Source organism: Dyadobacter sp. CY261 (genome assembly GCF_021440085.1).
Lineage (GTDB): Bacteria > Bacteroidota > Bacteroidia > Cytophagales > Spirosomataceae > Dyadobacter.
Window position 1 is genome coordinate 203,059 of sequence record NZ_JAKCPW010000003.1, and the last position, 23,814, is coordinate 226,872.

15 protein-coding genes are annotated in these 23,814 nt (G+C 48.9%); 6 read left to right on the forward strand and 9 right to left on the reverse strand.

Annotated features, from left to right (window positions below; all coding sequences use genetic code 11):
* Positions 1-35: 35 nt before the first annotated feature.
* The 8 genes from LZD49_RS10795 to LZD49_RS10830 form a co-directional block, all read right to left on the reverse strand.
* Positions 36-1,376, reverse strand: coding sequence for a Gfo/Idh/MocA family oxidoreductase (locus tag LZD49_RS10795; protein ID WP_234667364.1), 1,341 nt, complete (start codon positions 1,374-1,376; stop codon positions 36-38).
* A 124-nt stretch (positions 1,377-1,500) separates the two neighbouring features.
* Positions 1,501-2,868 (reverse strand): DUF1080 domain-containing protein, encoded by a 1,368-nt coding sequence (locus LZD49_RS10800; RefSeq protein WP_234667365.1) that lies wholly within the window; start codon positions 2,866-2,868, stop codon positions 1,501-1,503.
* Positions 2,869-2,984: 116 nt separating this feature from the next.
* The gene (locus tag LZD49_RS10805; protein WP_409021315.1) at positions 2,985-3,881 is read right to left on the reverse strand and encodes a sugar phosphate isomerase/epimerase family protein; all 897 of its coding nucleotides are present in this window, start codon (positions 3,879-3,881) and stop codon (positions 2,985-2,987) included.
* 87 nt (positions 3,882-3,968) lie between these two features.
* Positions 3,969-5,795, reverse strand: a complete 1,827-nt coding sequence (locus tag LZD49_RS10810; protein ID WP_234667366.1) for a RagB/SusD family nutrient uptake outer membrane protein — start codon at positions 5,793-5,795, stop codon at positions 3,969-3,971.
* A gap of 27 nt (positions 5,796-5,822) precedes the next feature.
* Positions 5,823-9,020 (reverse strand): SusC/RagA family TonB-linked outer membrane protein, encoded by a 3,198-nt coding sequence (locus tag LZD49_RS10815; RefSeq protein WP_234667367.1) that lies wholly within the window; start codon positions 9,018-9,020, stop codon positions 5,823-5,825.
* 210 nt (positions 9,021-9,230) lie between these two features.
* On the reverse strand, positions 9,231-10,898 hold the full coding sequence (locus LZD49_RS10820; protein ID WP_234667368.1) for a RagB/SusD family nutrient uptake outer membrane protein: 1,668 nt from the start codon (positions 10,896-10,898) through the stop codon (positions 9,231-9,233).
* Positions 10,899-10,937: 39 nt separating this feature from the next.
* The gene (locus tag LZD49_RS10825) at positions 10,938-13,991 is read right to left on the reverse strand and encodes a TonB-dependent receptor (protein WP_234667745.1); all 3,054 of its coding nucleotides are present in this window, start codon (positions 13,989-13,991) and stop codon (positions 10,938-10,940) included.
* A 699-nt stretch (positions 13,992-14,690) separates the two neighbouring features.
* The gene (locus LZD49_RS10830; protein WP_234667369.1) at positions 14,691-15,077 is read right to left on the reverse strand and encodes a hypothetical protein; all 387 of its coding nucleotides are present in this window, start codon (positions 15,075-15,077) and stop codon (positions 14,691-14,693) included.
* 421 nt (positions 15,078-15,498) lie between these two features.
* Here LZD49_RS10830 and LZD49_RS10835 point away from each other — a divergent pair, with 421 nt between their 5' ends.
* From LZD49_RS10835 to alaS, 6 genes are all read left to right on the forward strand, one after another.
* Positions 15,499-16,095, forward strand: a complete 597-nt coding sequence (locus LZD49_RS10835; RefSeq protein ID WP_234667370.1) for an RNA polymerase sigma-70 factor — start codon at positions 15,499-15,501, stop codon at positions 16,093-16,095.
* A gap of 52 nt (positions 16,096-16,147) precedes the next feature.
* Positions 16,148-16,489 carry a hypothetical protein gene (locus LZD49_RS10840; protein WP_234667371.1) on the forward strand — a complete coding sequence of 114 codons (342 nt, stop codon included), beginning with the start codon at positions 16,148-16,150 and terminating at the stop codon, positions 16,487-16,489.
* A gap of 105 nt (positions 16,490-16,594) precedes the next feature.
* Entirely contained in the window at positions 16,595-16,990 is a 396-nt protein-coding gene (locus tag LZD49_RS10845; RefSeq protein WP_234667372.1) for a hypothetical protein, read from the forward strand.
* A 76-nt stretch (positions 16,991-17,066) separates the two neighbouring features.
* Positions 17,067-19,445 carry a TonB-dependent receptor gene (locus LZD49_RS10850; protein WP_234667373.1) on the forward strand — a complete coding sequence of 793 codons (2,379 nt, stop codon included), beginning with the start codon at positions 17,067-17,069 and terminating at the stop codon, positions 19,443-19,445.
* Positions 19,446-19,456: 11 nt separating this feature from the next.
* Entirely contained in the window at positions 19,457-20,401 is a 945-nt protein-coding gene (locus tag LZD49_RS10855; protein WP_234667374.1) for a DUF4249 domain-containing protein, read from the forward strand.
* A gap of 61 nt (positions 20,402-20,462) precedes the next feature.
* Complete coding sequence (alaS, locus tag LZD49_RS10860; protein ID WP_234667375.1) at positions 20,463-23,123, forward strand: alanine--tRNA ligase; 2,661 nt, start codon at positions 20,463-20,465, stop codon at positions 23,121-23,123.
* 94 nt (positions 23,124-23,217) lie between these two features.
* Here alaS and LZD49_RS10865 read toward each other — a convergent pair whose 3' ends face one another.
* Positions 23,218-23,703: a CHRD domain-containing protein gene (locus LZD49_RS10865; RefSeq protein WP_234667376.1), complete on the reverse strand. Its 486-nt coding sequence runs from the start codon at positions 23,701-23,703 to the stop codon at positions 23,218-23,220.
* Positions 23,704-23,814: the final 111 nt, after the last annotated feature.

Genomic DNA, 23,814 nt, shown 5'->3' on the forward strand with positions numbered 1-23,814 from the left:
AAGTTTTAAATTCACTGTCTGATCTTTTAAAATGATTAGCTAAGGACGATTTCTTTTTTCTTCGGATCCCAGCTTACGCGTTTGCCGGTATGCAATGCCTGAGTAGCCATGATGTTCGCCACCGAGTGGTTGAAGCCTACACGGGCGGGTGCGTTGGATTCCTTACGGCTACGGATACACTCCATCCAGTTACGCATATGCAGGGATGTCATCGGATCGGCGCCGGTATTGGCATCAGTGGCAATTTTATCACCTGTTTTTAACGACATTTCAGGCAGCAAATTAGCTTGTAAACCCATTCCTTTGGCATCTTTCTCTTTCAGACCGCCCTCGGAAGTGATCTTGTTCGTGTCGAGGTTGATCATACCGCCATTGGAATAATAATACTCTTTTACACCACCTGCTTCATTGTTGAAGCGTGAAGAGTAAATTACCTGGAAGCCTTTGCTCTTGTCGTCGAACGGACCGTATTCGAATGCTGCGCTGAATGTATCCACGTTAGTACGACCATCTTTCCAGGTATAAATACCGCCGTTCGCGACTACGTTACGCGGCGCATCGAGGCCCGAGAACCAGTGCACTGTGTCGATCTGGTGCGCCATCCATTGTCCGGGAATACCTGAAGAATAGGGATAGAACAAACGGAATTCGAGATAGTAACGCGGATTCCATTCCACTTTCGGACGGTTCATCAGGAAGCGGTCCCAATCGGTATCTTCCTTCCGGATCTGCGCTACGAGGTCCTTGCGGCGCCAGCGGCCCGGCTGGTTTACATTCCAGGTCATCTCGACGGTAGTGATGTCCCCGAATTTGCCCGATTTGATATATTCATACGCTGCCCAATAGTTAGGCGCGCTGCGGCGCTGAGAACCTACCTGAACGATCTGTTTCGATGCTTCTACGGCCTTCAATGCCACTTTCGCATCTTCCAAAGTTTCTGCAAATGGTTTTTCGACATATACATCACGGCCCGATTTCACCGCTTCTGCACAATGCAATGCGTGCTGGAAGTCGGCGGTACTGATGATCACTGCATCCACATCCTTACGCGCCAGCAGCTCTTCATTATTACGTGCTTTTACAAATTCGCTGGCCGCATATGGTTTGCCCTTGATAAAGGCCTCCGCTTCGTCGCGGCGGCGGTTCCAAAGGTCGGAAACACCCATGAACTCAAAGTTCAGTTCTTTGGCATGATCTCCGAAAGAAGGTGCCAGCGAACTGCGGAAACGGTCCGAAAAACCGATGATACCTACTCTCACGCGATCATTTGCGCCCAGGATACGGCGGTAGCTGGCCGCTCCGAAAGCATTGGCGCCTACTGCGACACCCGCAGAAGCCAGTGCTGCATTTTTAAGAAAATCCCTTCTACTGGTCATGATATTGGATTGAATAAAGTTGACTTGATGATTGCCTGCGGGTTCAATTTGCGGGCAATCGTTTCTAAATCCCGGCCGCCCGTTTATCTACTGTATTTTTTTACCTTTTTTCCGCCGTTTCGGGCTATTTGATTTCCTTCACTTTTAAACTACGGAAAAATACATTGTCGCCGTGGTCCTGCAACAGCAGATTGCCTTCTTGAGACAAGCCGAAACCTTCGAACTTGGCAAATTTCGAACCTGCTACGAACTCTTTGAACTGCGGCGAGCCGCGCACATACTCCACTACTTTATAGCCATTCAGGAAATGCTGCACGGTGCCATCTTTCTGAACCACAATGCGCCCCTGGTTCCATTCACCAATCTTCTTCACAGCATTCTTCGGGCGGTCGGCGGGAATTACGTCGTAGAATGACGCAATGGTGCGGTTGCCGTTTTTGCCCAGCTTAGCATCCGGGTGGCGTTCGTCGTCGAGCACCTGATACTCGCAGCCAATGCCCGATTTGCCATTGGAATTAAACTTCTGGTCTACAAAATATTTGACGCCGCTATTGGCGCCTTCGGTCAGTTTAAATTCAAATTCAAACTCGAATGCAGGACCATACAACTTGCGTGTAACAATGTCATTGCCTGTTTCGGAGCCGTCCGATTTCGATATATTAATCGCGCCGTCCTGGTAATTCCACCGTTTGGCAGGGAATTCGGTACCGCCGTAAGAGCGCCATTGGTCCACCGATTTACCATCATATAATAATGAATAACCCTGCGCTTTTTCCGACGCGTCGAGATTGTTCGGAATCAGGTTCACGATGCGCACATTGGTAGCCGGGCTTGGTTTCAGATTGGTGGTTTTAATCCGGACATTTTTCCAACTCACCTGAGTCCCTTCCATTTCCTTACTTCCGATCGCATGCACTTGCAGGCAAATAAACCCTATTGGCGTCATATCGTCCACCACGTGTGCTACGGGCACGCCATTCAGGAAGGTACGGATCGAGTTACCGATCGCTTCTATGCGGTATTTGTTCCAGGCGTCCCTTTTGAATGCTTTTTTGCCTTCCGGATTCAAATCGAGCGGGTAAAGCCATCCGCGACGGGCTTCGTCGTAAATGCCTGCAGAGTATGCCCGGTCGCTCGGGTCGATCTCCACCTGATAGCCATGCACGCGGCCGTTCTGGTAATCTGGCTTGGATAAGCTGCGGATCTGGATGCCGGAGTTTAGCTTATTATCGACTTTTACGTCGAGTTCGAGGATAAAATCGCCGTAATCCTTCTCCGTAGTAAGGAACGAATTAGGTGTACCCATTACCGACGTGCCGACAATAGCACCGTCTTTTACTTCATATTTAGCCTGACCGTTGAGTTGTTTCCAGCCAGTAAGGTCCTTGCCATTGAAGAGGTCTTGCCATCCGTCTTTCGACTTCTGCGCTTGCAGCGGGGAAACAAGGAGGAACGCGGCCAGACCGACCAGGGGTAATCTGAATTTTTTCATTGTGTTGATTAATGGTGATGATACCTGAAAAATGCGAAAGGGTATCCAAATCTAATATCAGTTATTACATTAATAACGAAATATTAATAGGAATACCCTTACAAATCCAGTTTGGGCTATACCGGATATTTCAAAACCCCGGTGATATATTTTTTATTAATCTCGGCGCAAATGAGTGGTGACTTTTCAGGATCGGGTACACCGTCGAGCTCTACCACGGCCCAGCCTTTGAACTTGATTTTGTCCAGCGCCTTGAAAACGGCCGGAACATCCACTCTCCCCTGCCCCAGTTCCACGAACTTGTAGCCACTTTTGGTTTCAGCAGGTTTGGTGTCTTTCAAATGCAGGGAATGCAGAATGTCTTTGTATTTGACCACCGCTTCATGCGGTTCTCCGCCGCCTTGCTTGTAATGTGCGATGTCAAGCAGTAGTTTAATATAACGAGGGTCCATCGCCTGCACGATCACATCCACTTCTTCGGGGGTTTCGCCGAGTTGGTTCATGTGGTTATGGTAAACGGCCTGTACGCCCAAATCTGCCGTTTGCTTACCCACTTCATTCATCACCTGCGCCAGTTTTTTCAGCTCCTCCACGGACGGAGCGCGGTCTTTCGGCCGAAGACTATTGGTGAGCTGCATGGCATTACCACCCAAGGCTTTTACAAAACTTGCGTGTGCTACATGCGTATCAACCGTACTTTCAAACTTTGCCGGATCTATCTCCACATTCCCGCTCGAAAACATGCAGAGCGTCAGGCTATTTTTGATCAAGGCATCTTTCAGTTCGGAAACCTTGTTCCGGTAGGGCCCGAAAGTGTTGGCACGCAACTGAATACCTTTGAAACCGAGCCCGGCCAAATCGACCATGGCCTGCTCGTCTTTCCCGCCCCAGGTAATGGCCGAATAGCCGATTTTTATATCTCCTTTCTTCACCGCGGCTTCCAGCCAGCCGGCCCCCGGCAGACTTGCAGCCATAGCCAGCGAAGTGTTTTGTAAAAAATCCCGTCTGTTCATTTCAGGTTTAGATTAATATAAAATCCTAAACTCCCAGACGATATAAAACAACAATGACCCGCTATCTACGGGCCATTGCTTGTAAATTTATTTCGGAATTTCCGTGAGGGGCGGCACATTCAACTCATATCCCGCATATCCCTTGTTCTGATTAATCCGCGCCTGCGTATTCCCATCGATCGCCGACTGCGGAATGGGCCATAGCACATGGTACGGGCTCATGGTGTATTCGTCGGCATGCCGGGTTTTCACCCCTTTATTGTAAAAGTCATTTTTCTCCATGACCCGATCGTAAAAGTAATTCTCATCCGAAAACTTGGCCATGCTGTAAGTTTTACCATTCGGCGCAGGTTTGCCGGTTTGTGCGAAAATATAGGCAATGCGTGTCAGCTCGGTTTTTCGCGGTTCTTCAAAATAGAGCTCCCGTGCGCGCTCGTCGAGAATCGTCCCGATGTTAATTTTACCCGCCGCGAGGGGCGCGCAGTTCGCGCGGGTCCGAACCGCATTCACGTCTTCGGCCGCTTTGGCGAGGTCGCCCTTCCAGGCGTACGCTTCCGCACGCAACAGATAAGTTTCGGCCAACCGGAACACATACCAGTCGGTATTACCTCCCTGAGGCTGTACACGCAAAGGGTCTTCGATGAAGAACTTATAGTTGGGCCAGTCGAACCAGCAACGGATCGTATCTATCGTGAGCACCACACCTTCCGCATTTTTAAGTTGCAAATGCTTGCCGTAAAAGCTGTCCGTTTCCTTGATTTGGGGGTTATTGTACAAAATATCCTCCATCCGTGTCCAGTTGCCGGGTGCGTGCCGAAGGTCGTTCTTGTCATCCCAGATCTGGTTCTGCGAATAGTCGGTCGGGCGTAAACGTCCGATCCCGCGGCCATATTTGACCACCTGATCGATCTCAATGCCATAGGTGTCGATCGTGCCCCGGTTTCCGTTCGGCGTGTTAATGTTGTTGAACCAAAGCGGCACACCGTTCCGCATGGTGAGTATACCGCCGTCGACATTACCTTCGATATTCAACCGGTCGATTACAAGCATTAATCCTTCCGTATTGGTTGCCATCGCTTTGTTTTGCGGCCTGTGTAAATCCCACACCACATTTCGAGAAGCGTCATTGGCATTCACCCCAAACCGCGATGTCATCAGCTTGTGCGTGCCGCCGTCGATTACGTTAGTTGCCGATTTGATGGCATCATCAAACAGCCCCAACGCCAGATTAACCTTCGTTAGCAAATGACTTACTGAACCTTTATTCACCGTGCCTTTGTCCGTCACCGCGGGCACCCATTGCTCGGCCAATTCCAGGTCCTCTTTCATCTTTTTAAGGATTACTTCTCGTTTTGTCGTCTTAAAATCGAGTTTTGGGCCATTCACCTCTTCGAGTAGCAACGGCACATCCCCAAACTGTTGCGTAAGCCGATAGTAACGGGCCGCCCGGTGAAAATAGGCTGCGCCCAGGAGTTCATTTTTCTCCTGCTCACTTTTATAGGTGGGTAAATCGATGCGTGAGATGGCCGTGTTGGCATATTTAATGCCCTTGTAGCCTTCCAGCCAATACCAGCCGATCCTGTTATAGTCGATATGGTTCAACTGAGCATCGGGAGTGATGAGCAGGTTCAGGTTCTGTGCAGGGCCCGATTTGTCGGTTGTACCCTCCACGGCAATGTCAGAAAAGACCGATTCGGTAATCATCGGCATGGCATCGCCATACCATTCCAGGCGCAGGTTACGCTCACATGCGACAAGCGTCGCTTTTAAGCCTGCCAGGTCTTTAAAAGTCAGATCGGGCTCGTAAAATGAGAGCGGCTCAGGCTTCAGCCAGGTTTCCTTGCAGGAAGTAATGGCTATTCCTGCGCCAAGGAGCCCCAATGCCAATATATATTTGGATGTTTGGTTAAACATATTTCATACAGTTTTGTGTGATCAGGATTATAAGGTGATATCAAGCCCGAGTGTGTAAATTCGAGGGCTCGGTACCGAGGTGGCAATGCTGTTGCCTGTCGCGCCGTTCGTGCCGTTTTCTGGATCCCAGAAGTTCCATTGCGGAGCCCAAAAGCCGATATTTCGCACGTTGGTGTAAATACGCAGGTTTTGCACCGCCACTTTTTGGCTGACCGCCTTGGGTACAGTGTAAGCTACCGAGAGGTTTTCGAACCTTACGAAAGATTTGCTTCTGTATACGCTATAACCCGTCGCCGAACCTTCGCTCGAATAGAGCCTGGCCCATTCGTCCTGGCGGTTCTCTTCGGTCCAGTAAGGGAATACGTACGAGCTTGTCCGGTCCACAAATCCGTCGCGGTTTTTCATCTGGTTAAATGTCCCCTTCTGCCCCCAATAGGAATAGATCATGAACGACACATCCAGGCTTTTGAACAATTTGAACTCGTTCCGCAACGTCCAGCGGAAGCGCGGCGAGGTATAGCCAAGGAATTCCTTGTCGTCATTGGTGAACTTGCCGTCGTTATTGACGTCCTTCAATTTGAAATCACCCGGCTTCACACCGTATTTGGCAGCTTCCGCCTCTTCTTCCTTCTGCCAGATCCCCAGGATCCGGTAGTTCCAGATCTCATCCAGCGCATGACCGATAAACCAACGATTTGTGATATCGTCCGCCTCCTTCCGGCCCGTTACATTGCCCGACCCATCTTTGACATCGACATAATTTCCGTAGAGATGAACGATCTTATTCCGGTTGAGCTGAAAGTTGAAAGTACTGCGCCATGTAAAGTTCTCCCGGCGGATATTGTTGGAGTTTAAACTGATTTCCAGACCCTTGTTCTGTACTTCTCCGAGGTTATCCCAGACATTGTCGAAACCCAAAACATTCGGCAATGCACGTTTTACAAGCAAATCCTTGGTCGTTGATTTATACATTTCAATACTACCATCCACCAGATTATTGAACAATGCAAAGTCCAGACCGATATTCAGCGCATTTGTTTTCTCCCATTTCAGATTGGGATTGGCCATGCGGCTTACATAAAGCTGACTGACCTGGTACACGGTGCCGTCGGGCTTAACATGCAGGTATTTTCCACTGGAAAGATCAGCCAATGCATCGTAACGGGGAATATCCCGGTTACCATTATTACCATACGAAACACGCAGCTTTCCATAGCTCAGCCATTTGCTGGTCAAAAAGCTTTCATCCGTAAACACCCAGCCCAATGCAGCAGACGAGAACACGGCCCGGGGGTTTTTCTGCCCGAATGCCGAATACCCGTCACGGCGGCTCGACACCGTAATCATATATTTCTCTTTGAATGAATAAAACAGACGGGCCATCAATGCGTCGGCAGTGCTTGTCTGGTCATCTGTAAATACGACCGGAAGCCCACCAGCCTGGATGTTATGATAACCCAACACATCCGTAGGCGTAAAACCCTTATTCGAAATACTGTCACGCCAGCTACGGAAACGTTCGGCATTGGCCAGGAAAGTAAGATCGATATTGTGTTTCTGGTTAATGGTTTTGCTCCATTTCAGGATATTGTCCACCTGCCAGTTGAACACCGTCGAATCCTTCCGCGAGGCGCGCCCGCCTTCCGCCGCCCATTCCGCATGCTTGGCAGATTCGGCATTATAGCGGTGTGTATAGTCGAAACGGGGCGTAAAATTGAGTTGATAAGTAAAGCCAAACGGCAGATTGACCCTTGCAAAAATCACCGAGTTCAAAGTCTGTGCCCCCTGGTCTCGCTGGGTGAAGCTGCGCGCGTAATAGGGGTGGTTCCCACCGCTGGCCTCGCCGTTTGGCCGCCAGGAGTAATTTCCGTTTGCATCAAACTCCGATCCCCAGGGTGACAACACCCTGGCCAGATCATAGTTCACCGGCACCTGGCTCTCGTCCCTTCTCGCAAATTGCGTATTCATCCCTATCGTCAGGTGCCGGTTCACTTTTCCTTCCAGGTTCAGGCGTGCGCGAACGGTGCCGTACTTGTCGCCTACTATAATGCCCTGGTTATTCAGGTATCCCAGCGACATGTAATAAGAAATGCGCTCGTTGCGTCCCGACAGGCTAACTGTATGATCCTGCCGAAACCCTTTTTGAAAAATCTTGCTGTACCAATCTACGCTTTTGCCGTCTTTATAATTCTGGATTTCGGCCGGTTGCATTCCTAGCCGTTGCAGCCATACGGTCGTGGGGTCGCCTTTGGAGCCATCATACGCCAGCCATTGTTCAAGCGTGACACCTGCCGGAAGCTTGTTCGGATCTGTGAACCGGGACGGTTCGGCAGTGGCGTTGATGTTGCGCATTACATCCTGGCGCCAGGTTACGAATCCTTCCGGGCTGAGCACAGCTTGATCTCTGGCTACCTCGGCAAAGCCAAAATTGCTGTTGATATTGATAATCGGCTTGCCTTCCTTCCCTTTTTTGGTGGTGATCAAAATAACGCCGCTCGCCGCCTTTGCACCAAATACGGCCGAGGAACTGGCATCTTTCAGCACGTCGATCGTCTCGATGTCGTTTGGATTGATGTCTTCCAAGCCCCCATAATAAATCGTCCCATCCAGCACGATCAGCGGTGTGGAACCTGCATTAATGGAGTTCTGCCCCCGCACCGAAACATTTCCACCGCCCTTCGCAGAAGTGGAAAACCCGACGTTCATGCCCGGCACATTCCCCCGGAGCACATCCTGGACCGACTGCGGGTTTTCATTTTCCAGCCGGGTAGCGTTTACCTGCGAAACTGCGCCGGTAAGATCCCGCTTTTTCAGGGTACCATACCCCACCACGACCACTTCATTGAGCGTTTTCTGGTCCGGAGCAAGCGAAATGTCGACCACACTCGCATTACCCGTCTCCTGCTCTTGTGTGACATAACCGACGGCCGAAAAGACCAGCACCGTCGAATTACCCGGTATTTCGATGGTGTACTTGCCATCTGCATTGGTTGTCGTGCCCTGGGTGGTGCCTTTGACCACCACCGTAACACCCGGAATAGCAGCATTTCCTTCTTTGGCCAGCACGGTACCGGTAATAGTTCTATCGGCTTTTATGACATGGCCAACCCTTGCAAGCGGACTCGCGACGACACTGGCGGGCACCGGCGGGTGCAGGCATATCGCAAATATGCATACCCCGCTCATGCGCCGCAAAGAGGTGAGAAAACCTTTTGTAATGTGCATAGGTCAGTGGATTAAAATGGTGTTTTAGGTGAAATATACCACCCTGACGCCACCCATTCCAGCGCACACCGACAATGGATTAATCCTAGTTTTTAACCGGATAGTTTCATTGATTCTGCGGTAAGTTTTTTTCGATTCGGTTAATTTCAAAACAAAAAAGGATGGCTGCACGAGGCAACCATCCTTTTCCGAAAGTGTTATCTGATCCGATCAATAACCGGGGTTTTGCGGGAACACCGATTTTCCGTCGGCTGTCTTCGCGCTCCGGTCGATCTGTGTCTGAGGGATTGGTCTCAAAGCATGGAACGGCTGGATACTGGCCGCTTGCGGGTTGTATTTTTTTACTCTTTCCACGAGTAGTCCCCAGCGTTTCAGGTCCAGCCAGCGGGTTTGCTCGCCGGCCAATTCCCTTGCACGTTCCTCAATAATTGTCTCCAATGTAAGGTCTTTGGCAGCGATAGCCATCTTATCCTTTTTACCAGGCCAGCCCGCACGGTATCTCACCACGTTCAGGGCTTCTGCCGCACCCGCTTTATCGCCTGTTTGCAACAATGCCTCGGCGAGCATCAGGTACACATCAGCCAAACGCACCACATAATAATCGCGACTACCTGGCTCGTAGGTCATATCCGGACGTTTGGAATCAAAGAACTTCTGCAATGTTGGGAATAACGCTTCCGAGTATTTGCTGGGCACAAGCACCTGATATGGTTTCTTGGCGCGTTCTTCCTTCGTCATTTCGTAACCCGGAATGAAAATCGTGGTATCGCCCGACGCAAATGTCACTTTCGTCTTGGAATCGTCGAAAGATGCCGCATTATAAGTGCCCGGGTTATTAGATATCCAGGTATCGCGGAATGTCTTTTTGTAACGCGAGTCATTGACACGGTCAGCGAAAACGGTGTTGAGCAGATATTCGGTCGGTCTCAGGCGTTTGAATGGACGGCCCCAATAAGTATCGCGTTTCATACCCGGCTGCACGTCGTATTGCATACCGAAGTAAAGGTGCAAGCTGTTACCGGTACCATTAGTCAGCGCGTCGCTGGTGTATTGGACTGCAAACACAACCTCGGCGTGGTTCTGATTGTTTTCATCGAAAACGGCAGCAAAGTCGTCAAGTAGTTTGTAGCCGTATTTGGTTGACACTTCTTTCAAAAGGTCTGCCGCTTTGGTGAAGTCGTCGGCTGCCTTCTCAGTCGAATATCCTTTTGCAAGATAAACTCTTGCCAATAGCGCCTGCGCCGCCGGTTTGGTAGCCCGGCCGTAGTCGCTAGATTGCGCCTTGGCTTCCAGATCTGTCACCGCTTCGCTCAGGTCCTTGATGATCGCCGCATACATTTCCGCATCGGTCGCGCGCTTGGTGTCCTTGGTTGGGAGCAAAGTTTCAGTGAGGCGCAGGTCTACACCTCCATATTGCTGGTGCAGCAGATAGTAGAAATGCCCGCGTAAAAATTTGACTTCCGCAATGCGCAACTTTTTAACGGCATCGGTTATACCCGTCACATTTGGAGCACGTTCGATAACTGCGTTGCAAGTATTGATCCCTTTGTAAATCTCGTCCCAGGTGGTTGCCAGGTAATCCACGGTCGGGTTTAGTTGGCCATCGTAAAAATGGAAGCCCTTATACCCGCCATCTGCGCCGGTTGCATAAATATCTGTACCGAATTCACTCATCGTAAGCCCCTGCTGGGTGCCATAATAAAAGCGGAGCGAAGAATAGGCCGCTTTCACCCCGTCTTCAAAGCCTTTAGCGGTGTTCAGGTAGTCGTTGCCAACACCGGAAACGATCTCCTCGTCGAGCACATCCTTACATCCCTGCCCCGCCAGCATCAATGCCGCCATCCCGCATATCACAATCGATTTTCTTATATTTTTCATTTGTCAATATCTTTTAAAAGGAATGTTAAACCTTGGCCCTTAGAATTTTGCATTTACACCGAATGTGATCACCATGGTGGCAGGGGTTATGCCAGTCCCACCTGCTGCCAAACCGGTCGTTTCAGGGTCAACACCGTTGTATTTGCTCCGGTATTTTGCCCAGATGAACGGCTGTTGGATGCTTGAATACAGGCGGAGTGATTCCATTCCCAACTTTTTCGAAAATTCCGGCGTGAATGAATAACCTACGTTCACGTTTCTCAGCTTCACGAATGTTCCATCGAAGTAAGTAAGCGTGCTGCCGTAAACAGGGAACTCCTGGTTGCTTTTCGGGCGGGGGAATTCGTTGGTCGGGTTGTTGGGCGTCCAGTAATCCACTTTCATTTGCTGATAACGGCCCGCCAAGGCATTGTTATTTCTGTGGAACTCGCTGCGGATCAGGTTACCTACACGGGCGAAGAAGAAGAACGAGAGGTCAAAGCCTTTGAAACTAAGCCGGTTAGTAATACCACCGCTGAAATCAGGCACGTCGGAACCGATGATCTCACGGTCATTCGCATTGATCTTACCATCTCCGTCGACGTCTTTCAGCTTAATCTGGCCTACTTCGCTGTTAACAGCTTTTGCTGCATCAGCTTCGTTGGTCTGCCAGATACCCACTTTTCTGTAATCATACACTGTGCTAAGCGCGCGACCGATGAACCAGCCGTTACCCACGTCGTCAACCTTTCCATTGTATAGGGATAGGATTGCCTCGGTGTTTTTAGTAAATGTAAAATCGGTTGTCCATTTGAAGCCGCTTGTGGTATTGATGTTATTGGTAGTTAAGCCAAGTTCGATACCACGGTTACGGGTTTCACCCACGTTGCGGGTTACGGCACCAAAACCGATCGAACCGGGCAATTGGTCTGACAGCAACAATGCAGTAGTATTGGTCTGATAAAATTCCAATGAACCTTGAACACGTCCGTGGACGAAGCTGAAATCCAGTCCTACGTTGGATGTAGCGGATGACTCCCAACGCAAATCCGCATTTCCGATTGTTCCGGGACGGTAGCCGTAAGCAGGGCTTGTATTCCAAGCATAGCTTGTACGGCCCAGGAATGCCTGCGTTTGGTAAGGTGCTAAACCTGTGTTACCCACCTTGCCCCATCCGGCACGCACTTTCAAAAGATCCACCCACGAAACGTTTTTCAGGAAGTCCTCGTTGCCCAGGTTCCAACCCACAGCTATACCGGGAAAGTTTCCATACTTGCTGTTTTCACCGAACCGGCTCGAACCGTCGCGACGCATTGTCAAGGTCAAGAGATATTTGTCGTTATAGTCGTAATTCAAACGGCCCATGTAGGAGTTGATGCTCCATTCGACCAACCCGCTTCCTGGTGAAAACACAGTGGTCGCCGCGCCTAGGTTGTAGAAAGATTGATTTTCAACTGGTACACCTTGTACCGAAGAACTGTAAACTTCCGCCCGGTCGCGCTGGATTGAGTGTAGCAACGTCACATTCAGGTTATGCTTGCCACCAAACGTTTTGTTATAGTTGATAATGTTTTCCAAAGTCCAGTTGAACTGGATAGCATTGCCAGTGTTCGCTTGCGCATCTCCGCCCTTTCTGGCGTTGGTCTGACCGCCAATGAAACGTCCGTAACGGCTAATGACGAAATCCGGACCGAAGTTCACCCGGTATTTCAAACCCGGCAGAATGCTGAACTCGGTATAAATACTGTTAAAAATGCGGTAACGTTTCAGCTCGTCTACCTGCGCACCCTTCACCAGCTCGGCGAGCGGGTTGGTCAACAATGCATCATTCGTAGGCGAGAAAATCATTTTGCCGTTCTCATCGAAGGGAACTGCCAGCGGGTTCTGGTTGATGGTCATCCCGTAAGTGTTCAGGTTCTCCCCATTGCGGGTGCTGTTCATCATGTAGGACGAGAGACCCACTTTCAGCCACTTGTTAACGTTGTGGTCAAGGTTGGCACGCAGCGATAAACGGGTAAAATTCGCCTCTTTTATCACACCTTTGTCCCGAAAAAAGCCTCCTGAAAGGTAGAACTGCGTACGGTCGCTCCCACCCTGCACGCCTATCGAATGATTTTGCATGACTCCTGTGCTGACCACAAGGTCCTGCCAGTCGGTACTGGTACCGTTTGCGATACCTTTGGCCACGTTCGGATCACCTCCGAGAACCGCCACTTTCGCATCCGCCTCAGCATTGATCACACCGGTCGGGATTGCATTGCCGGCGGCGTCCTTGTAACCACCGGTAGCACGGTAAGCTTCACGAACGAATTCGGCGAATTCCGGGCCGCTGAAAAGATCCACCTTATCGAGTGCTTTGGAAACGCCCACGTAACCGTCATACGTAACAGTTGTCTTGCCTTTCAGGCCGCCACGCTTCGTGCTTACGATTACAACGCCATTGGCACCGCGCGAACCATAAATAGCGGTAGCCGTCGCATCTTTCAAAACCTCCATCGACTGGATGTCGTTGGGGTTCATATCCTCATAACCTCCGGCTAACGGAATACCGTCGACTACATATAACGGATCGTTACCTGCATTGAACGAACGGCGGCCACGGATCAGGATCTTTGGCACAGTGCCCGGTTTCGAACCCGCCTGCGTTACGTCCACCCCGGCAGCACGGCCTTGCAAGGCCTGGCCGAGGTTGGTGATAGGCATCTCATTAATTTCCTTTGCACCAACCGACGAAATTGCGCCGGTCAGCTGGCTTTTCTTTTGCGTACCATAACCCACCACGACCACTTCCGTCAGTATTTTCTGATCGCTGGCCAGTATTATATCGATAACGCTTTTGTTGCCCACCGGCACTTCCTGCGTTGTAAAACCCACCGCCGAAAATACCAGGACCGCATTATCTTCCGGCACATTCAGCTTAAAAGAACCATCGGCGTCCGTGTTGGTACCGGATTTGCTTCCTTTGATCACCACCGAAACACCCGGAATTCCTTGGTTGTCCTCCACAGAGATTACCTTTCCGGATACGGTTCTGTCGATAATGCTGATAGTGGGGTTTGAAGGCCTCATCGAGTAGGCCTGCCCTGTAAAACCCGTCATCACCACACCAGCCATTGCCCAACGCATCATACAGTGGCCAATACTTGTAAAGTTTCTTTTCATACGCATTGATTGTTTTAACTATTAATAGTTCACCATAAACCTGTTATTCTGACGATCATTCAAGAGGTTGACCCTTACAAATAATTACATTTTTTCTATAAATAGTTACAAATATACACGCAGTTACTCAGCGCAGATTTGTAACCAATCTGTTCAAATATTTTATCTGGAAGGACGCTTAGGGACAGTAGACGCTTTTAGTCTTCGCAAACTATACTTACTTGCACAATTTCAATAAGTATATTTTTTGTACTTAAAATACAATTTGAAAATCTTTCTGAGAATAGAGATTCGGGAAGAAAATTGAAAACGATCTGCGAAGTTTATTTATGCAATCGTTGTCGGGAACGTTGCCAGAATAGGCTCGATCCAAGTTTTTATTATAAAATATTTGCATAAACCAATACAAAAATGCCATATCCACCCAGAAACTTTCCTTAGAAATTGCACTTAAACAGTATTAAGTAACAAAATATCTAAGCAGATAACCGGCAATGCGCCCGCGTTCTCTTACCAGATCGCTGCGATGGCTAGACTGCATTGTCCAAAGGCATCAGCTGTGTAACCGCAAGACGATTCACGGTGAAGCGGAAAGCCTTAAATAAAAAAGATTTTCAGAAATAAAATTAGCAGCGAAGAGGGCCTGAGGGGCTAAGAGATCCCTAGAATCACGTAAAAGATGAACAATATAAAGGTCACCGACATGAGGATGAGGATAATATTCCCAGCCGAAAGCGCGGTACTCCGGCTTTCACGGGGCTTTTTTTTAGTGTCACGATCGCCCATAATGTCGAGCGAGCTCATGATCCGGCCCCAGATCGAGTTTACTTCGAGGTTCGACAGATTGTCGGGCTTCCAGTCCGAGGCGATCAGCACCAATTCGCGTGCTTTGGCCACCGTGTCTTTCTGCGCAGGATATTTAAGTATCCAATTTTCCCAAAAAGAGCGAATGGGCGGATCCTCCGGAAACCGTACCCATCTTATGAAGAGGTTTTCCATTGCCAACTCCTCAGCCGATAACTCTGAAAACGGTTTCATTTTAGTATTAGTAAATTGATTTTCACAGCCCATTACACATAAATCCGGATTAGTATTGTATCGGCCATTATGTGTTTGTTAAGCTTTATGCCTGAAAAAGTAAGCTATTCGGCGTTTATACTCGCTCGAACATAGTTTCCAAACTGGCCAATATTGTAAGTCCATAGATTATTTTCAAAATATCCATCCTGTACTATGTGGTTCGATGATTTTGAACACCAACCGAAGGCCTTGTGAGCCCAATACCCCCGTCTTGTGTCATTGGTTCCTAAGGCGGATAGCTACGCAGGCTATTTCATATCTACCGAATAATTGCCAATAGATAAGCAGGATAAATGTTACCGCAACCTCGCAATTGCAACATTGAAGGGATATCGCTGTTTGAATACTTTTGTACAAACACGCTATCTATTCGTTCGCCTTGCAAACATTCTCGGAGTATTCAGAAGAAGAGCTTTTGTCCCTGTTAACTGAAAGCAATCGTACCGCTTTCAAGCAGCTCTACGTATCCAATTACCGGGTGGTATTCGGCTATGCATTGAAATTTATTAAATCTATTCCACTGGCGGAGGACATTACACAGGAGGTATTCCTGAAAATTTGGGAGAACAGAGAAACGCTTCCCGAAATCCGGCATTTCAAAAGCTATCTGCTTGCCATATGTAAAAATATATCCCTCAACTTTCTGGCCAGGGCCTCGCGGGACATCAAGCTCAGAGAACAGATCGTTCGAGCTGCCGAGCAATCTCATGAGGATACCGAACATGGCCTGCAACTAGAAGCGTACGAAACACTACTGCAAGAAGCCATTGAACTGCTGCCTCCTCAACGCAGGCTCATTTTCAAGCTTTGCAAGATCGAAGGAAAGAGCTACATGGAGGCCGCTTTGCAGCTTGGAATTGGTGCGGGGACGGTCAACGACCACATTGTGAAAGGAACACGCTCGATCGTTGCCTATCTCAAAAAGCACAATATCACATTAGTCTTGGCAATCTTTTGGCATTTTTTAAAATGTTGATCGACAAGCATATGATACCAGCCGACAATCGGTCTTGGTAAAAAGGACGAAAATGAAACGGGAAGAAGTCCACGCGCTGATGCGCCGCTTTATCGACAACCAATGTCCGACATCAAAAGCTAACCTACTGATCCGGTTAATGGCATCGAAAGAGAATAGGCAACAATTTGGCGAGTTGGTTGAAGATTCCTTGACTGTGGACGATATGACAGGAGCGCCGGTTAACAACAAGAAGATCGAAGAAAATTTTGAAAAACTCGAATCTAGGCTCTCAAAGCATCGCATTTTTAAAACCCCTCACGCCCGCCATTGGCTGATGGGAAGTGATCAGGAGAACTTGCTTTTAAAAAATACCTCGCCCGCTGAGATTGCACGAACGCTATCTGACACTTAGGACGAAAAAGTAACATTATCGCCCCCTCCTTCCCGATAAGCACTGCCCGGTACATTACTCAAAATGTATTGATCAACCATATTAATTAACTAAAACCATGTGATTATGAAAACGAGGTATTGTGTAGTTATTGGCGTCGCTGCGGCTTTTACGATTGCAGCCTGTAAAGAAAAAGAAGTAGATTCCAAGTTTATTACCGTCAGCTCGCCGAAGGCTAACCAGGTGATCAATGACCGGGATAGTGTCATTATCGAGGCGGTGATCAAGCCTGAAAAAACAACCGTGAACAGGTACACTGTGACCGTCAAGAACAAGCATGACAAGACACTTTTTACATCAAACAGAGGCTGCGATTGTAAGTCGTTGAGTGAAGTTAAACTCAGAGAATCGTTTTTCTATGACATTGATAAAACGTCGGATGTATTCCTCGAAATAACCGCAGTGCTGGACGACAATAGTGAGACCAGGGAAAAGGTGCCTTTCGTCCTGCAAGATAAATAGATCAGATCGCGTGCCGCTACGCCAACTCGGGCTTATCGGCAGCGCTTTCATTCATCAACAATCACATCTCAAAGCCATGAAAATACCTTTTGTTGCCGCACTGTTTTTTCACAGCATCAGCCTCATCGCGCAGCAACGTATAACCATAAGCGGTTACGTTCGTGAACACAAAAGCAGGGAACAGCTTCCCGGAGTAAACGTGTACATAAGCGGTAGCTCTTACGCCGCTGTGACTAATAATTATGGATTTTATTCCCTGACTGTTCCCGTTGCGGATTCGGCTGTTTTGTCCTTTTCATTTGTAGGTTATGAAGGACAAAACCGACGGATCAGTTCGCGAAAGAACATGGAGTTGGATGTGTTTCTGACTTCCGTGAACCAGTTAGAAGAGGTCGTGGTGAAAGCCAACCGTGACGACGAAATAAGCCAGCGTGCTCAAATGAGCCAGGTTGAAATTCCAATCGCCCAGATTAAGAAGATTCCCGCGCTCTTCGGAGAAAAGGACGTGCTGAAAGTGCTGCAGTTGATGCCTGGCGTGCAAAAAGGAACAGAAGGACAAGCCGGACTTTATGTGCGCGGTGGCGGGCCCGACCAGAACCTTATTATCCTGGACGATGCGGTGGTTTACAACGCCAATCACTTGTTTGGCTTCTTCTCGGTCTTTAATAGCGATGCGATCAAGACCGTGGAACTAACGAAGGGAGGGTTTCCGGCACGATACGGCGGTAGGTTATCTTCCGTGGTCGAAATGACCATGAAAGAAGGAAGCAAAGACCGGCTGCACGGCGAAGGAGGCATTGGATTGATTTCTTCGAGGCTGACATTGGAAGGACCTGTCAAAAAGGACAAATCTTCGTTCCTGTTTTCCGCGCGGCGGACTTATATCGATTTACTGGCCGCTCCCATTATCGCCAGGCAACAAAAGGGACAAAAAAATCAGATGAAGCCTGGTTACTATTTTTATGATTTAAATGCCAAGGTCAATTTCGACCTAAGTTCAAAGGACAAGCTTTATGTAAGCGGTTACTTCGGAAGGGACAAATTGTATGTTGGTGAGAAGAGTGAAAGTTACAAAACAAGTAATGGCCTGGACTGGGGCAATGCTACCGGCACGATGCGATGGAACCATCTCTTTTCCCCGAAACTGTTTGCAAACTTCTCGCTCATATTCAGCCATTTCGATTTTGGCGTAATGAACGATTTCAGCGATCTGGATAAAAGCGGGGCGGTGGCCAGCGAAAATCGCTTGCGTTACCATTCGCGGATCAAAGATTTGAATTTCAAAACAGATTTTGATTTCTATCCGTCGGCCTCGCATGCGGTAAAATTCGGTGCTCAGGGCATATTGCACCGGTTTGTTCCCTCTGCGCTGGTCATTACGGGTTCCAATAGCGACAATCCTGGCCAGCACGTGAAACAGTCCCTCAGCTCATTCGAGGGAAGTGCCTATGCCGAAGACACGTGGCAGCCATTTGATATCCTTAAAATGAACCTGGGCCTGAGGATCAGTATCTTCAACACGTTGACCAAAACTTACATCCGACCAGAGCCACGTTTCTCGGCAGCCTTAAAATTAACCGGGGACTTGTCCTGGAAAATGTCCTATTCCCGGATGAACCAATATGTGCATCTGCTATCGAACACGGGCGTTGGCCTGCCTACCGATCTGTGGGTCCCCACAACCGACCGCATTGCCCCCCAACAGTCCGAACAAATTGCCGCCGGCTTTGCAAAGGACCTTACTCATGCCAAACTGCTGATCACATTGGAAGGATATTACAAAAAGATGAACCACATCATAGCTTACAAGGAAGGTGCTTCTTTCCTGAACATCAGCGGAGACAATTCGAATGAGCTGAGCTGGCAGGACAATGTTACCTCGGGACGTGGCTCTTCTTATGGGGCCGAATTGCTGATCCAAAAGAAGACCGGCAAGCTTTCAGGCTGGGTGGGCTATACATTGTCATGGACACGCTGGAACTTCCCTGAACTGAATTCGGGCAAAACCTTTTTCCCGAGACACGACCGACGGCACGACCTATCGATGGTCGCTATGTATGACTTGGGCAAACATGTTACTATTTCGGCTAACTGGGTCTATGGAACGGGCAATGCACTTACGCTACCCGTTTCCAAGTATACCGGGGTGCAGGAACACTTCGCGGGCCAGGCTGTGGGCAACGAGGAACATCTGCTGGGAACAGAAATCAGCGAGTATTCGGGAAGGGGCAATTTCCGGGCGGAGGCCTATCAACGGCTGGATGCCGCTATCCAGTTCCGAAAAACCCGGAAGCGATATGAAAGGACCTGGGAGTTGGGGATATACAATGTGTACAACCATAAAAACCCGTTTTTCTACGATATAGGCGAGCAAAGCAACACAGGTAAGCTGGCATTGAAGAAGTTTTCGCTCTTTCCGGTTTTACCATCCGTAAGCTACAATTTCAAATTTTAAACTACACACCAATGAAGGCTTCATATAAACTATTCTTTCTATTGATGGTAATGAATATCGCATGCGAGACCTTGGTTACTGATATTCCCGAATCCCGGCTGCCACACGCGGAGTCGAAGCTGGTCGTGCATTCATTTATTTCTCCACAAGCCGAAAGGATCACTGTAGTGGTTTCGGAATCTCAGCCTTTATTTCCGCAGAGCGACGTTACAGACCGCGTAATAGAAAATGCGGTAGTAACAATATCGGACGGAACCGGCGAGGTAGTATTGCCATTTGACGAATTAACCCGGATGTACAGCATCGATCAAAGCAAATTTCCGATTAAGGCATCCAAGACATATCATTTGATCGTGTCGGCTGGCGTGCGGAACGTGACGGCGCAATGTACCGTGCCCAAAAACATCCCGGTCATCAAATCTTATGTACTCGACAAGGTTGTTTCTCCCAACGCCTTTTTTGGAAATGATGAAGCTATTACGTTAAAAATGGACTGGACCGACATTTCAGGAGAGACCAATTATTACCGTGTGCGAGCTGAGGCCGACATAGAATACAGCATTCCCGACCCCAAATCGCAAGAGAAGCGGATCCGAAACGATTTTAACTTTAACTGGGATGAGATGACCGGACGGGCCGAATTGCAAACGGACCAAAACCGGGACGGCATGCTGTTTTCTTCTCCGCTTGGAAAGGTAACACTCCCGAACTTCACGTCCGTTATCCCCGAAAGCACGACGCAACAGCCATTTGATCCTAAAAGTCGGGTAATATCGGTTATAATGATGATTTACAACACCGATATTCACTATCATAAATACCACAAATCGATGCAAGTGCACATTGATGCCGACAATCCTTTCTCTGAACCCACGACAGTATACACCAACATCCAGGGCGGCTTGGGATGCTTTGGCGCTTACAACCTTGGAAAGCTCACCTACCAGCCTGACTAAATGAGATTTTTCGTTAGCTTTGCGGCAAATTTCATGATGATATAGTACGAAAACAGATACAATGACCTCGCATCAAATACGTCAGGCTTTTCTTGATTTTTTCCGCAGTAAAGAGCATTTAATAGTACCCTCGGCGCCGCTGGTGGCCAAGAACGATCCCACTCTGATGTTCAACAACTCGGGGATGGCGCAGTTCAAGGACTTTTTTCTCGGCAACGGCACGCCGCCGTCGCGCCGCATCGCGGATACCCAAAAATGTCTGCGCGTGTCAGGAAAGCATAACGACCTCGAAGATGTCGGTTTTGATACCTATCACCACACCATGTTCGAAATGCTCGGCAACTGGTCGTTTGGTGATTATTTCAAAAAAGAAGCGATCGGCTGGGCCTGGGAATTGTTGACGGAGATTTATAAACTACCTAAAGAGAGACTGTACGTCTCTGTTTTTGAAGGAAACGAGGCCGATGGTGTACCCTTCGACCAGGAAGCATGGGACCTTTGGAAAGGCATTGTAGGGGAAGAGCGCATTATCCTGGGCAATAAAAAGGATAACTTCTGGGAAATGGGCGATACCGGTCCGTGTGGCCCTTGTTCAGAGATCCATATCGATCTTCGCTCGCCTGCCGAGGTGGCCGAAGTTTCGGGTAAGTCACTGGTTAACAACGACCATCCTCAGGTAGTGGAAATATGGAACCTGGTATTCATGCAATTCGAGCGTAAGGCCGACGGTTCGCTTATCCCGCTCCCATCGACACACGTCGATACCGGAATGGGTTTCGAGCGCCTTTGCATGGCTATCCAGCAAAAAACATCGAACTACGACACCGACGTTTTCCAACATACTATTCAGGTGCTGGAAACGCTTTCAGGCAAAAAATACGGGCAGAACGAAGAGCCCTTCGCCGACATCGCCATGCGCGTGATTTCGGATCATATCCGCGCTGTGTCATTTGCCATCACCGACGGACAATTACCATCTAATGTGAAAGCAGGTTATGTGATCCGCCGTATCCTGCGCCGCGCGGTGCGTTATGGCTACTCCTACCTCGGCCTGCAAGAGCCATTCTTTCATAAGCTGGTACCTGTATTGGCCGAGCAGTTCAAGGATGTATTTACCGAACTGAAAGACCAGGAAGAATTTGTTACCCGTGTGATTTTGGAAGAAGAAAAGAGCTTCCTGCGCACGCTCGAATCGGGGTTGAAAAGACTGGATAGCATAATTTCCGGACTGAAAGAAAAGGGTTTCAACACCATTCCAGGCGACGAGGTATTCGAACTCAGCGATACTTTCGGCTTCCCCGTTGATCTTACCGCCCTTATCGCACGCGAAAAAAACTTCCAAATCGACGAAACCGGTTTCCAGGATGCATTGGCAGCGCAGAAAAAACGCTCCCGCCAGGATGCCGCCAAAGAAGCCACGGACTGGATTGAACTCCGCGAATCCGATGGTGTGGAATTCCTGGGTTATGATTTTGAAGAGACACACAGCCACATTGTGAAATACCGCAAGGTGAAGACCAAGACTGGCGAGGAATATCACATTGTGCTCGACCGCACGCCTTTTTATGCAGAAATGGGAGGGCAAGTGGGGGACACTGGCGAGCTTATTTTCAATTCGGGTAGTAAGGAGGAAGGAGGAAGGAGGATAGCGATTGTTGATACCAAGAAGGAGAATGATCTTTTTGTGCACATTTCCCGCGATAAGGATCTTGATGAGGCATTGTCCGGCTCGGGGATCGTTACTGCGAAAATCGATACCGGTCGTCGTAACAGGATCAAGGCAAACCATACGGCTACGCACCTGATGCTTTCGTCTATGCGTGAGGTGCTGGGTACGCACGTGAGTCAGAAGGGATCGTTCCTGAACGAAGAGGTACTGCGTTTCGACTTTGCGCATTTCACGAAAGTGACTGATGAAGAGCTGCAAAAGATCGAAGACCGCGTGAATGAGAAGATCCGCGAGAATATCGCATTGGAAGAAAGACGGAACGTGCCCATTCAGCAAGCGCTGGACGCAGGTGCTACGGCTACTTTTGGCGAAAAGTATGGCGATTTCGTACGCCTGATCATCTTCGATCCCAAGTTCTCCTTCGAGCTTTGCGGGGGTACGCACGTGCCTTCGACAGGCGAGATCGGTGTGTTCAGATTCATTTCGGAAGGTTCGGTTTCGGCTGGTGTTCGCCGGGTAGAAGCCGTAACCGGTGAAAAAGCACTGGAACTGATGCGCCAGCAGGAAGAAACTTTGAATAAGATCAAGGATTTGCTCAAAGGGCCATCCGACCTTGTCAAAGCGGTTGAAAGCCTGATCGAAGAGCGTTCGGCATTGCAGAAAAAGATTGCAGGGCTTGAAAACGAGAAGATCCAGACATTGAAGACTTCGCTAATCGAAAGTATGGAAACCCACAGCACATTCAACCTGATCGTGCAGAAAGTGGATGTTCCCAGTGCCGATTCATTGAAACAGCTTTCCTATGAACTTCGCGACCAGGTCGAGAACCTGATCGCCGTATTCGGGGCAGAAATCGGTGGTAAACCTCAGCTTTCCGTGTTCATTGCCGAAAATCTGGTACAGGAAACCGGCCTGAATGCAGGTAAAATCGTCAAAGACCTTGCGAAAGAAATCCACGGCGGCGGCGGCGGGCAACCGTTTTTCGCAACGGCGGGCGGTTCCGATGCAAGCGGGCTGGATGCGGCTCTCGAAAAAGCCAAAGGCCTGTTCTGATCAAGCATACTACTCATCTAATATAAAAGAAGAGCGGCATCCTTGCGGGGCCGCTCTTCTTTTTTTGGGGCACAAAGGTGCTTTAATTAGTGGGTTATTCCGTAGTTTTAAGCTGCCCCCTGATCTCTCCTTCCGGGTATTTGGCTGACTCAATATTTACATAATACAAGCCAGCTTTGAGATCGGCAACCTGCGCCTCGGTCAAAGTATCTTTAAACGCGAAGGGTGTTTTGAAATCGGTCCCGAGATCGATCACTAATGAGCCCGAGGAATCGGCCGATGCTTTTGAAATGTACCAGGCCGTCGGAGTGAACACAGAATCGGTGGCTGCCGAATCGGTGGTTGTGGAATCGCTGTAAAGGATATTGATGCTCAAAATCCTCGACTCCTGGTCTAATGTACCATCTACTGAACCGGTAGCTGTTGATGGATTAGCGGGTACCTGGTTGGCGCCGGAAAGCGTTGTGGCAACTTTCAGTTCGGGCAACACGGGAGTTGGGTCTGTTGTCTCGTCGTCATCACTACATGCTGCCATCATCCCGGCGATCAGAAACACACCCATAAATGCTAATTTTCTCATAATGCTTTGTTTTGGTAAATAATTGGTTTGACCGCCGCCAGGTAAAATTATGGTTCCCATCAAACCATTATTACATAAAACACTCGCCCGCAATTATTTACAAAAACACGT

Bases quoted from the DNA above. Each gene is read 5' to 3' on its own strand.
- LZD49_RS10795 (WP_234667364.1), bottom strand. From the start codon at position 1,376: ATGACCAGTAGAAGGGATTTTCTTAAAAATGCAGCACTGGCTTCTGCG.
- LZD49_RS10800 (WP_234667365.1), bottom strand. From the start codon at position 2,868: ATGAAAAAATTCAGATTACCCCTGGTCGGTCTGGCCGCGTTCCTCCTT.
- LZD49_RS10805 (WP_409021315.1), bottom strand. From the start codon at position 3,881: ATGAACAGACGGGATTTTTTACAAAACACTTCGCTGGCTATGGCTGCA.
- LZD49_RS10810 (WP_234667366.1), bottom strand. From the start codon at position 5,795: ATGTTTAACCAAACATCCAAATATATATTGGCATTGGGGCTCCTTGGC.
- LZD49_RS10815 (WP_234667367.1), bottom strand. From the start codon at position 9,020: ATGCACATTACAAAAGGTTTTCTCACCTCTTTGCGGCGCATGAGCGGG.
- LZD49_RS10820 (WP_234667368.1), bottom strand. From the start codon at position 10,898: ATGAAAAATATAAGAAAATCGATTGTGATATGCGGGATGGCGGCATTG.
- LZD49_RS10825 (WP_234667745.1), bottom strand. From the start codon at position 13,991: ATGGCTGGTGTGGTGATGACGGGTTTTACAGGGCAGGCCTACTCGATG.
- LZD49_RS10830 (WP_234667369.1), bottom strand. From the start codon at position 15,077: ATGAAACCGTTTTCAGAGTTATCGGCTGAGGAGTTGGCAATGGAAAAC.
- LZD49_RS10840 (WP_234667371.1), top strand. From the start codon at position 16,148: ATGAAACGGGAAGAAGTCCACGCGCTGATGCGCCGCTTTATCGACAAC.
- LZD49_RS10845 (WP_234667372.1), top strand. From the start codon at position 16,595: ATGAAAACGAGGTATTGTGTAGTTATTGGCGTCGCTGCGGCTTTTACG.
- LZD49_RS10850 (WP_234667373.1), top strand. From the start codon at position 17,067: ATGAAAATACCTTTTGTTGCCGCACTGTTTTTTCACAGCATCAGCCTC.
- LZD49_RS10855 (WP_234667374.1), top strand. From the start codon at position 19,457: ATGAAGGCTTCATATAAACTATTCTTTCTATTGATGGTAATGAATATC.
- alaS (WP_234667375.1), top strand. From the start codon at position 20,463: ATGACCTCGCATCAAATACGTCAGGCTTTTCTTGATTTTTTCCGCAGT.
- LZD49_RS10865 (WP_234667376.1), bottom strand. From the start codon at position 23,703: ATGAGAAAATTAGCATTTATGGGTGTGTTTCTGATCGCCGGGATGATG.